Raw genomic sequence first — 15,821 nt, forward strand, 5'->3', positions numbered from 1 at the left:
AGGTATATTATTTTGGCTAATTGGCGGTGTACTTAGCTATTTTTCCTATGGTAATTTGTATATTTATACTTGACCATCCAAACAATCAACTGCAACATGAACTTATACTTTATTTCAATGATAAAAATATGGCTTACCAATACCATGACGAAACAATCGTAACGGAACTCCCAGAAGATACAGTCTTTGTTTTTGGCAGTAACTTAGCGGGTATCCATGATAGCGGTGCTGCACGCGTCGCTGCCCAGCACTTTGCTGCCGTGACAGGCGTGGGTCGTGGTTGGGCGGGCCAAACTTTTGCGATTCCGACACTGAATGAACACTTACAACAAATGCCACTGTCTCAAATCGAGCATTATGTCGATGACTTTAAAATCTACGCCAAAAACCATGCAAAAATGAAATACTTTTTGACGGCTCTAGGTTGTGGTATTGCGGGTTATAAAGTGTCAGAAATCGCGCCATTATTCAAAGGTATCCATTCGAATGTGATTTTCCCCGAATCATTTCGCCCTTATATTGAAGAAGATGCGGTTTCACAATTTCCCAACTTAACCGCCGCAGCGGTACATGCCTTTATTACCGATGAAGTGATTTTCTACTTCAACCATGGCTATGAGTCTTTTGAAGAGGCACTGGATAAAACCAATTTAACTGCTGCCGAAAAAGCCATTGCACTGGTGGTTTTAAATGAAGAGCTTTATCCACGTGATCGCTATGGTCGCGGGCGTGAACATGAAATCAGCGATATTCTCGGCAAGCTCAACGGCAAGATTTTTAATTTCCATGATAATACTGAAGGTGCAATGATTTTTGTCAGTGTGATTATTGCCTTAATGGAACTTTACGATATTGATGAATATGATTTTATTAAACTTTGGCGTGGTGAGTTAGAAATACAGCATCCATTAAACCGCCATTAAACAATAAAAAAAGCCAATCGATATGATTGGCTTTTTTTATTAACGCTTCCCCATCGAACGACGAGTACCACGTGGTGGCATCCAAGTACGATCGGCATATTGTTCAGGTTTTGGGCGAACCTGATTATGCGTTGCATCCTCAGAATCATCCTGAGCAGACGGCATAGGGAATGGTAATTTCACCAAAGCTTTTTTTGCTTTAGGTTGTTGAGCACTCATTGAAATTCTCTCGAAATCTAGATTTCTAGCCGCTATTGTAATGGATTTTTGCTGTTTTGATAAAAATAAAATATGTAAAAAAATAGAATGCGCTCGCGAGCTAAAATTTGGTAACTTTTTATGCGATTAAGGCAAGTTTCAGCCACAATCAAGTCTATTTAGGCTAAGATAACCTGCTTTTTATCTTTTAATCCCATAAGAAGGAATAATGCCGTGGACGTACGTCTCTCTGATCGTGTCAATGCCATCAAACCGTCCCCTACACTTGCAGTAACCAACAAAGCTGCTGAGCTTAAAGCTGCCGGTAAAAACGTGATTGGTTTAGGTGCAGGCGAACCAGACTTTGATACCCCTCAACATATCAAAGATGCTGCAATTGAAGCGATTAATAAAGGCTTTACCAAATATACAGCGGTAGACGGTACTCCAAGCTTAAAAAAAGCAATTATTGCGAAACTCAAACGTGATAATAATTTAGATTATCAAGCCAACCAGATTTTGGTTTCTTGTGGTGGTAAACAAAGTTTCTTTAACTTGGCACTTGCTTTGTTAAACAAAGGCGATGAAGTGATCATCCCTGCTCCGTTCTGGGTAAGCTACCCAGATATGGTAATTATCGCTGAAGGTACGCCAGTTATCGTAAAATGTGGTGAAGAGCAGCGTTTCAAAATCACACCAGAACAATTAGAAACAGCAATCACAGCAAATACTCGTTTAGTTGTTTTAAACAGCCCGTCTAATCCAACAGGGATGATCTATACCAAAGCTGAGCTCGAAGCGTTGGCTAAAGTATTGCGTCGTCACCCACAGGTTTTTGTTGCATCTGATGACATGTACGAACCAATCCGTTGGGAAGATGAGTTCTACAACATCGCAACTGTTGCACCAGACTTATATGACCGCACGATCGTTCTAAATGGTGTATCTAAAGCCTATGCAATGACAGGCTGGCGTATTGGTTATGCAGCTGGTCCTGCAAAAATCATTGGCGCAATGAAAAAAATCCAGTCACAGTCAACCTCTAACCCGACTTCAATTTCGCAAGTTGCGGCTGAAGCAGCGTTGAATGGTCCACAAGACGTTTTACAACCGATGATTGAAGCATTCAAACGCCGTCATGATTTAGTTGTGAATGGCTTAAATGACATCAAAGGCATTTCATGCCTACCTGCTGATGGTGCTTTCTATGCTTATGCAAACATTCGCCCATTGATCCGTGCCAAAGGCTTAAAATCTTGCACAGAATTCTCTGAATGGTTGCTTGAAGAAACTGGCGTTGCTGTTGTTCCTGGTGATGCGTTTGGCTTAGGCGGATTTATGCGTATCTCTTACGCAACTGCTGACGAAGTTTTAGTAGATGCTTTAGCGCGTATCAAAAAAGCGGCTGATTCAATTGATGGTGTCGATGCTGCAATTGCATCTATCCAAGCAGAAAAAGCGGCTCAATAATTTAAGATGCAATAAAAGAAGCTTCCTTTGGGAAGCTTCTTTTATATCTATTTACTTTTAAATCAAAAATGATCAGCCCTATTCTGAGGATTCTCCGCTAAATAACGCGACCACCTCTGCTTCGGTCATTTTCTTGGTCGAATTTTCAAAAGCATAAAACTCAGGTTTACAATCAATATAAATTTCTAGATCAAGATTCAAATCTTGTGGTGGCTCATTCAATGCAAAAGCATTGATATTGCAGTAACTCTGGTCTTTGGTTCGCCAAAATAAATTGGTGCCACAGACATTACAAAAACCACGTTCGCCCCAAGCGGATGAGTTATACACCGACAAATGATCTTGTTTTAAAAATTTTAGACTGTCTCGCTTAACATCAATGGTCATAATCACACCACTGGTTTGTCTACGGCAGATTGAGCAGTGACAGGCATGCACATCGTGATTGCTTAATTCAACTTCAAATGTGGTTTCACCACAAACGCATTGTCCATTCATTATCATTTACCTTTTATTCAGAATTGTTATGCATGATTTTTCAAATAGCATAAAACAATCCAAATCTTTAGCAACGAACAATTTGTAAAACAGATGCTTAGCGGCTGTGATACTTGACACTTGCGACCACAAAGTCTATTTTATATACGAGTTCTATTTTGGAACTATAAAGGATAAATAAGATGAAACACCCGAAAGAAATGAACGGACTTGAGTTTTTAACAGCGATGTGTGAAGGAAAAATTCCACCTGCCAGTATTAGTGAAACTATCCCGATGCAACCAGTCGAAGTTGCAGAAGGATTTATCAAATTTGAAGTTCAAGCAGATCAACGCCACCTCAATCCCTTAGGTGGAGTACATGGTGGTTTTGCTGCGACCGTACTCGATTCGGTCACTGGGTGTGCTGTTCATACACTTCTAGACGCAGGTGTAGGTTATGGCACGATCGATCTGAATATTAAAATGTGCCGCCCTATTCCTAAAAACCAAAAGCTCATTGCAACCGGTAGCATCATCAATATGAGTAAGAACCTTGGCATTTCCGAAGGCAAGATTGTCGATGCGGATGGAAAGCTTTATGCACATGCTACCGCCACTTGCATGGTTATTCGCCCATAAAAATATTTAAGGCAAATGGGCTATTTCCTTATAGCCCTATGCAATCGCTTGAGTTGCTTGAAACTTTTTTGGTCGAATACACAAATGACTAAATACCGCATATTGCCAAATACTTTTGACCTGTACAGTAACAACCTTCTGTTCCGCAATAGACCAAGCCAGTGCTGTATTGGCACCTAAAAAAAGTTCACCGCCTAACTGAAATAAATACAGCGGTGCATGCTCATCAAGTGTTGCTGCATTTTTTTGTACTAACAGATTTTTTGCATTTTCGATTTTCCATTTATTACCAAACCATAGTTGTAACAAATCACCGAGATACAAGGCTTGTTGTTTAAACGGAAAAGTATTTAAAAATGAATTTTCGACGGGCGTATAATATTGCGCAGAATCTTGAATAATTTCGAGATAATGCTCTTGATAAAATGAAAGGTTTGAAAAAATAGATTGAATGCTAAGAATCGTCATCACGATCTCCAGTTTAGCCATTTTAGTGCTGGCAAGTAGGGTTAAATCCACACTGTTTAGATGAATATCTAAACGCTCTTTCTAATTCGAATCTAGCAATAGCCTGTTCAAAGTTCAAGTTATTTTTCCAACTTTATCGTAATTGTGCAAATAAAAAGCATACGATATAAAAATGAAAGAAACATGACACTTTTATCTTGACCAATTTTAAAAGCTGCCTATAATGGCACTCAGATTCTCCCATAGCTCAGTCGGTAGAGCGACGGACTGTTAATCCGCAGGTCCCTGGTTCGAGCCCAGGTGGGAGAGCCAAGATTCTAAAAAAGCCCAGATCAATGATCTGGGCTTTTTTATTGTATCGCTAAAATCTACGCAATATTTATTATTACCAAAGCGATTCAGATGAACAAAACAGCTGAAATGCTGATAAAAAGTACAGTTAAATCAATATTTAAATTTTTTCTTGTGAATCACTTGACCACTGCCTCCTTCATGCATAGAATGCATATCCAGATTCTCCCATAGCTCAGTCGGTAGAGCGACGGACTGTTAATCCGCAGGTCCCTGGTTCGAGCCCAGGTTGGAGAGCCAATCTACTATTCTCCCATAGCTCAGTCGGTAGAGCGACGGACTGTTAATCCGCAGGTCCCTGGTTCGAGCCCAGGTGGGAGAGCCAAGATTCTAAAAACCCACTCTTAATTGAGTGGGTTTTTTATTTGCTCTTTGATAAATACATGTTTGAATCAAATCACCTCCTATTTCTAACCATTGGGTTTATAAGTACAGCTATATTGCTATTCAGCTGCACACGTCCTTTCTTCCCCAAGCAAAAGTTCTTTGCCCGACCTGTCATCACTTCGTTTGAATCGCGTATGTTTATGCGTTTACAGCAAGCATTTCCTCAGCATCATGTTCTGGCTCAGGTTGCATTTAGTGCATTGATTACCAGCGACCATTATAAAATTCGCAGCAAGTTCAATCGCAAGGTCACAGACTTTGTGGTTCTGGATCAGGACATGAATGTTTTGGCGATTATTGAGTTAGATGATCCAAGCCATTTAGGCAAAGAGCTAGAAGATAAAAAGCGCGATCAGATGCTACGAGAAGCAGGCTATCAGGTACAGCGTTACACTGAAATTCCATCTATAAGGCAGTTACAGATGGATCTTCGATAGTCCGTCTTTCTAAGAAAAATTATTCAGTCTTTGCCTGTTCAGCATTTTTCTGCTGCTCAAACTTTTTTGCAATCTCAGCACGTTGTTGATCATATTTTTTCTTGGTTTGCGCATCACTTTTGGCAGCAACAAATGCCATACCTACAATAAAAATTGGAATCAACAATCCCAAACTCATTAATAACCAAGGGACTGACTTTTTCTCAACAGGTGGCTGGCTCATAAGTGATTTAAACTCAAATTGCATGGCTTTAAACAGTGCAACAATATAACAAAAAAGAGCCCCGATAAAGAGACTCTTTTTTATTAGCTTGAAACCACAAATATTATGGCTTCACACCTGTACATTGCTCATTTTTACTTGCATCAATCTTAGCTGGATCAACCACTATATTTGTTTTAGCAGGCATCTTAGATTGAATAAAGTTATATACATCAAGGTTTCTACACACAATTGCCTGAGTATGCGTTGCATTTACAACAGGGTCCAGTTTAACACTTGGTGACCCTAATGCTTGCAAATTAGCAACCAATACCTGTGTAACAGGGAATGGAACATTTGTATCCGCAGTTCCCTGAACAATATAAACTGGCTTATCAATACGTTTCGTTCCAGGTTGGTTTGCAACTAGAAACTTCTGCACTGTTTCATTATTTTTAAAGTTATTAGTATCTAACCCTGGATAGTCCATAACTTTTTTATCAGGATTATCCGTCATAAACTTAATGATATCAGCTTTAAACTTCTCAATAAGACTTAAGCTTGGATCAGCTTCATTATCTAAACAAAGACCATTTTCACCTGTGGTACCTTCAGCAAATTCTGCAAGAGATTTTGCACGTTCTTGGAAAATGTCTCGATAATTGAATCTTGGCTCATATGCTTTAATCCCAACACCTGTCAATGCAGCATAAGCAAGTAAAGTTGCATAGGAATCAACAGATACTCGTTTTGCTAACGGTACTCCTGCTGCTATTTCTTTTAACTCAATCCCTGCCAAAGCAGTAGGTGCAACCTCTAAGATAATCTTTCCTAAACTCGATGCAGGTGCTCCAGCCACAGCTCCCTTATAGGTTGCATCCGCATTTGCATACTCCGCAGTCCCTAAAGATGCCTGACCACCTTGAGATTGACCAGCAGACATCCACTCCCCATTTAGCTTGGCACCATAATGATCTTTAGCTGCTTTTACAGCTGCAATCGCAGATTTCGCCTCACTACCCAAGTTAAGATATGGATGAATACCTGGCGTACCTAAACCTTCATAATCAGGCGCAACAACAACATAACCTGCCTCTAATAAGCTTTCAGCTAAAATTCTAAAGCGAGCGCCGATTGCATTGTTACTTGGTGCACAACTATCCGCAACACCAACTGTGCCATGTTCCCAAACCACAACTCGGTAACCATCAGTAGGTTGAGCAGCTTTTGGAAACATCACCAGTGCCGTCGCTTTTGCTGTACGCCCTTGGACATTGACCATGTTATAAGTCATTACTTTAATTGACGATGCATTATCTACTTTATCTTTCGAATAAGTAGTTTCAGACAGATAGGTTTTTTCCGAATCCACCCCAGTATAGTCATCATCATTGTCATTACATGCGGTTAAAAATAATGCAGAAATAGAGAATGTCATTGCCAACGCAATTTTAGACCGTTTCATAAAATGTCCTTTTAGTCCTTGTTTTATTTTAAGCATGAAACTACATGCCACATTATTAAGGCATAAAAAAAGTGCTCTGCATAGAACACTTTTCAACTATTCAGTCAGTTTAAGATATTAATTCTAAAAAAATTCCAATAAAAATAATCAGCCCGACCCAGCGATTGTGACGGAATGCCCAAAAACAAATTTGTGGATCACGATCTTTGGTTTTAAATGCCTGATAGACAAAATCAGCAGCAACGATCAATAAAGCAATCAATCCAAATGGCAATAGCAGATTTTCTAAATATAAAGCACCACCGATAAGGAGCAAGCTGAGAATCTGAAGTAAACCAATGATCTGGATATCATAACGACCAAATAGAATTGCTGTTGATTTCACCCCAATTTTCAAATCATATTCACGATCTGTAATCGCATATTGAGTATCGTAGGCAACCGTCCACGCCAAATTACCAAAATACAAAAGCCAACAGGTTAAATCGAGTGGTTTACCCATCGCCGTAAAAGACATGGGAATTCCCCATGAAAATGCCATACCCAAAACAACTTGTGGTAAGTGGGTATAACGCTTCATAAAAGGATAAATAAATGCCAGCACTAAACCCGCAAGCGCGCAATAAAACGTGGCAATCGGCAGGAAAAATAAAGTGCAGGCACTTGCTGCGACTAATGCAAGAAAAACATAAACTGCTTCACGTGGACGAATAACACCTGTCGCCAATGGACGTGTTTTAGTCCGCTCTACATGCGCATCAACTTTACGATCTGCAAAATCATTGATCGCACAACCCGCTGCACGCATAAAAATCGTACCCAAAACCATCGCAATCAGAATCTGCAATGGAGGTAGCCCCCCCGCAGCAATCCATAAAGCCCACATAGTTGGCCAAAAAACCAGTTCTGTGCCAATCGGTTTATCGAAGCGACATAAATAGTAATAGGCTTCTAAACGTTGTCGCCAGGTTGTGTGTTGCACCGTTTCCATGATGAATCCTTAGAGTCAATGCTGTCGAATAAATTGTTCAAATGCAGGTAAAAATGTTTCTTGCACAATAAATTTACATCCATGCCATGTATAGCAACTCTGCCGCGTCCACCCTTCTTCAAGATGAATCACTCGTCGTTCGCAAGCAGGATTTGTTCTTTGAAATAAAAACCAGCCAATCGGCTTATTACGGATATGCCGAAACAAGCGTGCTTTTTTTTGCATACTCAGAATCGGAAAAATACTTTTTGCTTTAACCCATGCCTGTTCTTCACTGCCATAAAGATGAGTTTCGCGCACCCAACCTATATGATGAGATGGCATCTGCATCCATTGGCTATCCGCAAAGGTTAAACGCTGATAATGTTCCCTCAACCGCTCAACATGGAACTGACCGTGACCTAAATCGGTTAATTGTTGAGTTAGCGAACCAGATGCATACAACCATTTTTTTAAATCAATCGAGATTTCTTTGCCCTTTATTCTGTTTGGTCGTAAATTTCGCATGCTTGGCTCACTAAAAACATCGCGATTAGTGTACATCAATTTCTTGGTAAAAACGTATGACTTTCAATTGAATCAAAAACATAAAAAAAGCTCGCCGAAGCGAGCTTTTTTGAATTGGATGTATTACAGGCTGTAGTACATATCAAATTCAACTGGGTGAGTTGTCGTGTTAAGACGACGTACATCTTCAGTTTTAAGTTCGATATATGCATCAAGCATTTCTTTAGTGAATACACCACCTTTCAACAGGAACTCATGGTCATTTTGAAGAGCTTCAAGTGCCATATCCAAGCTGTGAGCAACTGTTGGGATTTTCGCTTCTTCTTCAGGAGGAAGATCATACAAGTTCTTATCAGCAGCTTCACCTGGGTGAATCTTGTTTTGGATACCGTCGATACCCGCCATCAATAATGCCGCAAAACCTAAGTACGGGTTCATCATTGGATCTGGGAAACGTGCTTCGATACGCTTGCCTTTAGGGCTAGAAACGTAAGGAATACGGATAGATGCAGAACGGTTACGCGCTGAGTAAGCAAGCATAATTGGTGCTTCGAAGTGAGGAACCAAACGCTTGTACGAGTTCGTAGAAGGGTTTGTGATCGCATTTAATGCACGAGCATGCTTGATCACACCACCGATAAAGAATAATGCCATTTCTGATAAGCCAGCATATTCATCACCAGCAAACAAGTTCTTGCCATCTTTAGAGATTGACATGTGAACGTGCATACCAGAACCGTTGTCACCTACCATTGGTTTAGGCATAAATGTTGCTGTTTTAGCATATTGATGCGCAACGTTCCAAACTGCATATTTGAACTGTTGAACTTCGTCCGCTTTACGAACTAAAGTATTGAAGCTCACACCAATTTCTAATTGGCAAGATGCAACTTCGTGGTGATGTACTTCTACACGACCAGGACCCATGATGTCTTCGATTTTTGCACACATTTCAGCACGCATATCTTGTGAAGAATCAACAGGAGGAACTGGGAAGTAACCGCCTTTAACACGTGGACGGTGACCAGAGTTACCCGCTTCGTAATCTTTACCAGTTGACCATGCAGCTTCTTCAGCGATCAATGTATGACGCGCGCCAGACATGTCGATGTCCCATTTTACTTCGTCAAAAACAAAGAATTCTGGTTCTGGACCAAAGAATGCAGTATCACCGATACCTGTAGATTTTAAATATTCTTCCGCACGACGAGCAATCGAACGTGGGTCACGCTCGTAACCTTGACCAGTAGATGGCTCAATAACGTCACAAGTCACAACAACTGTAGGCTCAGCAAAGAACGGGTCAAGAAAACCTGTTTCAGCATCTGGACGTAAGATCATGTCAGACGCTTCAATGCCTTTCCAACCAGCGATTGAAGAACCATCAAACATTTTACCGTCTTCAAATGTATCTTCATCAATCGTGTCAGCTGGGTAAGTTACGTGCTGCTCTTTACCCTTAGTATCAGTAAAGCGAAAATCGACCCATTTTGCGCCACTTTCTTTGATGAGTTGAAGGACCTTGTTCGCCATGCTCATTTGCTCCAATGAAATTTCTATGCACCTGTTAAGTGCGTGTTAGTTGTTGATATCTAATTAGCAATTATCATACCAACAATTTTAAAGCATACCTAAAACATTGAAATTCTTCGCAGAAAAAATGCTTTAAGCTCCATGTCCTATGTCTACTATAATGCTTATATCCAAAAACGCACCATATTTACACATTCCTATTTTGGCGCGTCCCTAAAAAAGACAAAATGAACCAAAATAGTGCAATACATATAACAAAGAACCAATGTAGTGCCAATTACGCTATTATTCTTAGCATAAATTGGCTTTTTATATCATTCTTTTCAAGATCATTCCAATCAATTCATTTAGACTTTCAATTCACTTTCTTATTTTTTTACCAAGTCTTTCAATTACAAAATTTATTCTCGATTAAGCAGGTGTTGCAAAGCAATAAAATCTACCAGATTTCAACCAATGCCTTGTTTCAAAATTTTCCACATTAATCATCGGTTTTGATATGATGATTTCCCGCTAACGCTAGAATAATCCTTCTTCTATTAACAATAGATGAAATCAAATAGCGTTCAGATCGGTTTATCGAATTCAATAGCACAATTAAGTGCATATTTTTCAAAAGGTTATAATCATGCTTCTAATGATTGACAATTATGACTCATTTACTTACAACATCGTTCAATACTTTGGCGAGTTGAACCAAGAAGTAAAAGTTGTTCGTAATGATCAAGTGACATTAGAGGATATTGAACGATGGCAGCCGAAATATCTGGTGATTGGCCCTGGCCCTTGTTCACCAAGTGAAGCAGGTATCTCAATTCCATCCATCAATCACTTTGCTGGCAAAATTCCGTTACTGGGTGTCTGTTTAGGTCATCAAGCGATTGGACAAGCCTTTGGTGGCAACATCATTCGTGCTAAAACCGTGATGCATGGTCGCCTATCCGACATGCACCATAGCGACAAAGGAATTTTTAGCAATTTGCCCTCTCCGTTTGCAGCGACACGGTATCATTCATTGGTGATTGAACAGGAAACTTTGCCTGAATGCCTAGAAGTCACCTGCTGGACCAATCAAGCAGATGGTACGATAGAAGAAATCATGGGTGTAAAACATAAGACACTCCCTGTTGAAGGTGTCCAGTTCCACCCCGAGTCTATTTTAAGTGAACATGGCCATCAAATTTTCAAAAACTTCTTGGATATTTATGCTTAGTCTCAAGACTTGAGCATACTTCATCTTTAAACAGCCTATTTTTTATGAATAGGCTGTTTTTATTTTGAACATATAAAAACAATATACAACTCATACATACTGCATAAATTTACAGCATTAAAATACAAGTGAAAAAATACATTTAAAACAAGTCATTCTTTTTCAATAATTAATCCACTTTTCACACGTTATAAAAAGTAAGTTCAATATGTGTTTTCTAGCAGCGTGAATTGCTTTTTACTTTTTTAGATTAACTATAGTCATAGGAATGATTAAGTTTCAGGGCGGCTGGATGATAGAATCTAAGTCATTGTTCTTAGCATTCCCCCTGAATGATTTATCAGGATAACCTATTGTGAATACCTTGGTTTTATTGAATATTATTGTTTTCGTCCTGCTCATGGCAGGATTGTTTTTTAGCTACCGTAAAGATTGGAGTCTCTCCAAAAAAGTTCTGATCGGTATGATCGTCGGTATCTTTTTTGGTTTAGCACTGAAAGCGATCTACGGCGACAACCCTATTATTGAACATTCAATTGCATGGATTAACCTCGTTGGTAATGGTTATGTACAACTATTACAAATGGTGATCATGCCACTGATTTTTATTTCAATTTTAAGTGCGGTGGTGAAACTACACCAAACCACATCACTTGGAAAAATCAGTGTACTCGTGATTGGTATCTTGCTCGTCACAACGGCTATTGCGGCACTTGTCGGTGCTGGGATTACCAACTTATTTGGCTTAACCGCTGAAGGACTGGTACAAGGTACCAAAGAAGCGGCTCGGCTAGCGACTATTCAAAGTCAATACATTGGTCAAGTTACAGATTTAGATGTTCCAAAACTATTGCTTTCTTTATTTCCACAAAACCCATTTGCCGATTTAACTGGCGCCCGCCCTACAGCGATTATCAGTGTTGTGATTTTCTCTGCTTTTTTAGGTGTAGCAGCCTTAAAACTGATGGATAAAGACACCATTAACGGCGAAAGAATCAGACATGGAATTGAAGCACTACAAGCTTTGGTCATCAGTCTGGTACGTTTAGTCATGCAATTTACACCTTATGGTGTATTGGCATTGATGACTAAAATGGTGGCAACAGCAAACGTAGCTGATATCGTAAAACTTGGTGAATTCTTAGTTGCCTCTTATCTTGGCCTAGCGATTATGTTCATCGTACATGCACTGATTCTGCTGTTTGTACGTGTCAACCCAATCGACTTTTTCAAGAAGGTTTTCCCTGTTTTAACCTTTGCATTTACCAGTCGCTCAAGTGCAGCCAGTATTCCATTGAATATTGAAGCGCAAACCAAGCAACTGGGTGTACCCGAAGGCATTGCCAGCTTCTCGGCTTCATTTGGTGCGACCATTGGTCAAAATGGTTGTGCTGGTTTATACCCTGCAATGCTTGCGGTGATGGTTGCACCAACAGTCGGTATTAATCCACTTGATCCGTTATGGATTGCCCAATTGGTTGTTGTGGTCACTCTCAGCTCAATTGGGGTTGCAGGTGTGGGTGGTGGTGCGACTTTTGCTGCTTTAATCGTGCTTCCTGCGATGGGCTTACCGATTACTTTAGTGGCCTTACTCATTTCAATTGAACCACTCATTGATATGGGACGCACCGCGTTAAATGTGAATGGTTCTATGACGGCAGGTACTGCGACCAGTCAATTGTTGGGTGTTCGAAATCCACAGCCCGATAATGATGCTTAAACGAGCTACAAATAAAAAAAGCCAACGATGATCAGTTGGCTTTTTTTATAGCTGAATAAATTACAATTTTAGCTGTTGCACAATAGATCCATCTTGTTTCGCGACCAGAGATTCACAGAGTTGGATACGTTCTTTGGTTTGATTTAAACCCCGCTCAACTCCGACCAACTCTTTGGTTCGTGCTGCAAAGAATGTATTTAGCTGCGTTGCTTCTTGCTGTGAACATGCTGCTCCGCTAAATAATGCAGGGAAACGTCCTGCTGAAGACTTACCTAAACGATCAAACACAGCATCATGATTGGTTTTAAACCAAGACCACAGTCCACCTTGTTCACCGCTATAGTTATTGATTGCGTTAATCACAGTACGTACTTCACCAACTTTCACACGTGGATCAAGAACGAGCTGACGTGCCTGCTGACGTGTATCTGCCTGATTGGCTGAACCTAAAGCAGACAGAATCGCCAGACGTTGTGTCGGTTGCGTGATGCGTTGTAACTCGCCCACTAAACGATCAAATGTAGGCTGTCCTTTTTCTTGGACACGTACAGCTAAAATCGTCGGTAATAATTCTGGCGTAAGCTGAGCAAAGTTCAGTTGCGTCTGTTCAAATAAAGCATCAGATTGCTTTAAGAGTTTTTGGCGGACTTCTGGCACCTGAATTTCCAATGCAAGGAACTGTGCTAATTCGCTTCGCCATAAGCTATCTTCGGCAGATTCACCTGCTTTACTGGTATAGCCCAACTGATTCAATTTTGGTAAATACAAATTCGCCAAAACCTTTCTCAAGTGTTCACGTTCTGCCTCGGTCTTCAACACATGACGTTGTATGACGCTAAGCTGCTGAAACAATGCTGTACTAATTTGGCGGCTATTCGAGTCGGCAAATTTCTTCGCCACATCCACCACCGCCAGCAAGTTAATATCCCCATGGTTAAATGCTGCTGAAACCGCATAGGCATAAGCCAATTGTTCAGTGTTAGAAAGTTTCTCTGTCGCCGCTGTTAGACGAGCAAGCTCTGGTTCAGGCAAACTAAATTGGTAATATCCCGCAGCATCTGCATTTGGAATATACCAACTGTTAATACTTGCGCCTTTGAGTTCAATTTTGGCTTCAGCTCGGTCAACCAGTTCACATTGAACTTTGCTTGCAGCATTTGGAACTTCGTAGCGTACACATAATGGTACACCCCAAAGACTATTCGCATCCCCAGTTGAACCGACGGGTAAATAACGCGTTTGTTTCACATTTAAAAAGACTTTATTGCCTTGTTGCTGCAATGAAGTACTCAGCAAAGGTACACCAGGTTGATCAATAAAACTTTTCACTGCTTTACTAAAACGTTCAGCCTGTCCAGACTGCTCTGCAAGGGAACTGATTAAATCATTGGCGGTAGCACTACCATATTGGTGCTTGTTGATATAATTCCGCACCCCTTGTTTGAACTTTTCCTCACCTAAATAACTTTCAAACATATTTAAAACGGCCGCGCCTTTTTGATAGGTAATACCATCAAAAGCAGTTTGAATATCGGCGTTACTTAAAATGGGCTGACGGATACGGCGTACACTGACCAAGCTATCGCTTTTCATTGCACCTGCAGTATCGACTACACGTTCAAGATCAGCATTAAACTCTGGATGTAATTGTTGCGTTATTTTACTTTGCATCCAAGTGGCAAAAGATTCATTCAACCACAAGTCATCCCACCACGGCATCGTCACTACATCTCCAAACCATTGATGTGCCAACTCGTGTGCATTGACATTAAAAGAGCTCTGTACAAATGACACAGGAGAGTCTTTGTCCAATAGCATCAAATAATCTCTAAAGGTAATCAACCCTGGATTTTCCATTGCACCCGCAGCAAAATCAGGTGCGGCAAGCAAGTCTAATTTGTCAAAGGGATAGCCAAAAGCAAAATAATCTTCTAGGGTTTTTAAAATTGCAGGTGTTTCCGACAAAGCCTGCTGCATTTTTACGGCCTTGCCATCTGGTGCAATCCCGCGCAGTTGAATAGCATCTTTGCGCCATTGTGTTGCAGCAATATCTGGACCTTTTTGTAATTGCCAAGGCCCGACTGCCAGCGCAAGTAAATAAGTCGGTAATGGTTTGGTCTGTGCAAAACTTAAAGTTTTCCAGCCCGACTTTTCCGCCTGCTCCGCTGTTTGATTAGTATTGGCAAAACCTGAATATTTGTCTGGGATGGTCAAGCGAATATTAAACGGCGTTTTAAAACGTGGTTCATCAAAAGATGGGAAGGATTGACGGGCACTAATGGCTTCCATTTGAGTCATGACATAAGGCTTACCTTCAAACTCAATTTTATAGATCCCATCGAGTTGCTGATCATAATTTGCATTAAAATCCAGTACTAAACGATATTGCCCAGCAGCTAATGTCTTGGCAAATTTAATCACACTCACGCCATCGACTTCTGAGGCCTGCTCATATTTGGCTGTGGTTTTCTGCCCAGCTGCGGAGACGATACTCGCCTCTTTCACCGACAGCGATTTACCATGAATCCAGAGATGGTCGGTTGCTTGAGTAAGTTTTAAATGAATGGTGGTTTTGCCCGTATAACCTTTTTGAGCAGGATCAATTTTAAAGTCTAAATCATAAGATTCGGGCACAGCCCATTCAGGTAATTTGCCAATTGGAATTTGTTCATTGATATTCGATGCAAAAATCTGTGTTGCTGATAAAGAGAGTAATGTTGTAAGCAGCAATCGTTTTTTAAATGAAGGTTTGACCAACATAGGAGATCTGTCCTCTGTAGTTTTTAAAATAAAAAGACGCAGCAAATGGTGTACCACTTCGCTGCATCCACACATCAT

The 15,821-nt window shown here is 40.4% G+C and carries 14 protein-coding genes, 3 tRNA genes and 1 pseudogene; 9 read left to right on the forward strand and 9 right to left on the reverse strand.

Annotated elements, in window-relative coordinates; all coding sequences use genetic code 11:
• Window positions 1-128: 128 nt before the first annotated feature.
• On the forward strand, window positions 129-923 hold the full coding sequence (locus tag F887_RS05325; RefSeq protein ID WP_005295761.1) for an A1S_2505 family phage non-structural protein: 795 nt from the start codon (window positions 129-131) through the stop codon (window positions 921-923).
• Window positions 924-962: 39 nt separating this feature from the next.
• Here F887_RS05325 and F887_RS05320 read toward each other — a convergent pair whose 3' ends face one another.
• Window positions 963-1,142, reverse strand: coding sequence for a hypothetical protein (locus F887_RS05320; protein WP_005295763.1), 180 nt, complete (start codon window positions 1,140-1,142; stop codon window positions 963-965).
• Between the two features lie 213 nt (window positions 1,143-1,355).
• Between F887_RS05320 and F887_RS05315 the strand changes: the two genes are divergently transcribed.
• The gene (locus F887_RS05315) at window positions 1,356-2,591 is read left to right on the forward strand and encodes a pyridoxal phosphate-dependent aminotransferase (protein ID WP_005295765.1); all 1,236 of its coding nucleotides are present in this window, start codon (window positions 1,356-1,358) and stop codon (window positions 2,589-2,591) included.
• Between the two features lie 78 nt (window positions 2,592-2,669).
• On the opposite strand, the gene F887_RS05310 is transcribed toward F887_RS05315, so the two are convergent.
• The gene (locus F887_RS05310; protein ID WP_005295767.1) at window positions 2,670-3,089 is read right to left on the reverse strand and encodes a GFA family protein; all 420 of its coding nucleotides are present in this window, start codon (window positions 3,087-3,089) and stop codon (window positions 2,670-2,672) included.
• A gap of 182 nt (window positions 3,090-3,271) precedes the next feature.
• Here F887_RS05310 and F887_RS05305 point away from each other — a divergent pair, with 182 nt between their 5' ends.
• The gene (locus F887_RS05305; RefSeq protein WP_005295769.1) at window positions 3,272-3,709 is read left to right on the forward strand and encodes a PaaI family thioesterase; all 438 of its coding nucleotides are present in this window, start codon (window positions 3,272-3,274) and stop codon (window positions 3,707-3,709) included.
• A gap of 36 nt (window positions 3,710-3,745) precedes the next feature.
• Here F887_RS05305 and F887_RS05300 read toward each other — a convergent pair whose 3' ends face one another.
• On the reverse strand, window positions 3,746-4,177 hold the full coding sequence (locus F887_RS05300; RefSeq protein WP_005295770.1) for a hypothetical protein: 432 nt from the start codon (window positions 4,175-4,177) through the stop codon (window positions 3,746-3,748).
• A 236-nt stretch (window positions 4,178-4,413) separates the two neighbouring features.
• On the opposite strand from F887_RS05300, the gene F887_RS05295 reads away from it, so the two are divergent.
• From F887_RS05295 to F887_RS0118025, 4 genes are all read left to right on the forward strand, one after another.
• Window positions 4,414-4,489 (forward strand) — tRNA-Asn (locus F887_RS05295).
• 203 nt (window positions 4,490-4,692) lie between these two features.
• A tRNA-Asn gene (locus tag F887_RS05290) sits at window positions 4,693-4,768 on the forward strand.
• Window positions 4,769-4,777: 9 nt separating this feature from the next.
• Window positions 4,778-4,853 (forward strand) — tRNA-Asn (locus tag F887_RS05285).
• A 58-nt stretch (window positions 4,854-4,911) separates the two neighbouring features.
• A complete protein-coding gene (locus F887_RS0118025) occupies window positions 4,912-5,352 on the forward strand; it encodes a DUF2726 domain-containing protein (protein ID WP_032863161.1) in 441 nt (146 codons plus the stop codon).
• Window positions 5,353-5,371: 19 nt separating this feature from the next.
• On the opposite strand, the gene F887_RS05280 is transcribed toward F887_RS0118025, so the two are convergent.
• The 5 genes from F887_RS05280 to glnA all read right to left on the reverse strand — a co-directional run bounded on the left by F887_RS05280 (window position 5,372) and on the right by glnA (window position 10,056).
• Window positions 5,372-5,575 carry a hypothetical protein gene (locus tag F887_RS05280; RefSeq protein ID WP_005295775.1) on the reverse strand — a complete coding sequence of 68 codons (204 nt, stop codon included), beginning with the start codon at window positions 5,573-5,575 and terminating at the stop codon, window positions 5,372-5,374.
• Window positions 5,576-5,678: 103 nt separating this feature from the next.
• Window positions 5,679-7,019 carry an alpha/beta hydrolase gene (locus F887_RS05275; protein ID WP_005295779.1) on the reverse strand — a complete coding sequence of 447 codons (1,341 nt, stop codon included), beginning with the start codon at window positions 7,017-7,019 and terminating at the stop codon, window positions 5,679-5,681.
• A 109-nt stretch (window positions 7,020-7,128) separates the two neighbouring features.
• Complete coding sequence (gene ubiA, locus F887_RS05270; protein ID WP_005295782.1) at window positions 7,129-8,010, reverse strand: 4-hydroxybenzoate octaprenyltransferase; 882 nt, start codon at window positions 8,008-8,010, stop codon at window positions 7,129-7,131.
• A 15-nt stretch (window positions 8,011-8,025) separates the two neighbouring features.
• Window positions 8,026-8,517, reverse strand: coding sequence for a chorismate--pyruvate lyase family protein (locus tag F887_RS05265; protein WP_005295786.1), 492 nt, complete (start codon window positions 8,515-8,517; stop codon window positions 8,026-8,028).
• Between the two features lie 123 nt (window positions 8,518-8,640).
• Entirely contained in the window at window positions 8,641-10,056 is a 1,416-nt protein-coding gene (glnA, locus tag F887_RS05260) for a type I glutamate--ammonia ligase (RefSeq protein WP_171067252.1), read from the reverse strand.
• Between the two features lie 622 nt (window positions 10,057-10,678).
• Between glnA and F887_RS05255 the strand changes: the two genes are divergently transcribed.
• Complete coding sequence (locus tag F887_RS05255) at window positions 10,679-11,263, forward strand: anthranilate synthase component II (RefSeq protein WP_005295789.1); 585 nt, start codon at window positions 10,679-10,681, stop codon at window positions 11,261-11,263.
• 355 nt (window positions 11,264-11,618) lie between these two features.
• Window positions 11,619-12,983 (forward strand): L-cystine transporter, encoded by a 1,365-nt coding sequence (locus F887_RS05250; protein WP_005295791.1) that lies wholly within the window; start codon window positions 11,619-11,621, stop codon window positions 12,981-12,983.
• A gap of 60 nt (window positions 12,984-13,043) precedes the next feature.
• On the opposite strand, the pseudogene F887_RS05245 reads toward F887_RS05250, so the two are convergent.
• A pseudogene (locus F887_RS05245) lies at window positions 13,044-15,816 on the reverse strand (M1 family metallopeptidase).
• Window positions 15,817-15,821: the final 5 nt, after the last annotated feature.

The sequence above is a fragment of the Acinetobacter sp. NIPH 2100 genome (genome assembly GCF_000369805.1).
Taxonomy (GTDB): Bacteria; Pseudomonadota; Gammaproteobacteria; order Pseudomonadales; family Moraxellaceae; genus Acinetobacter.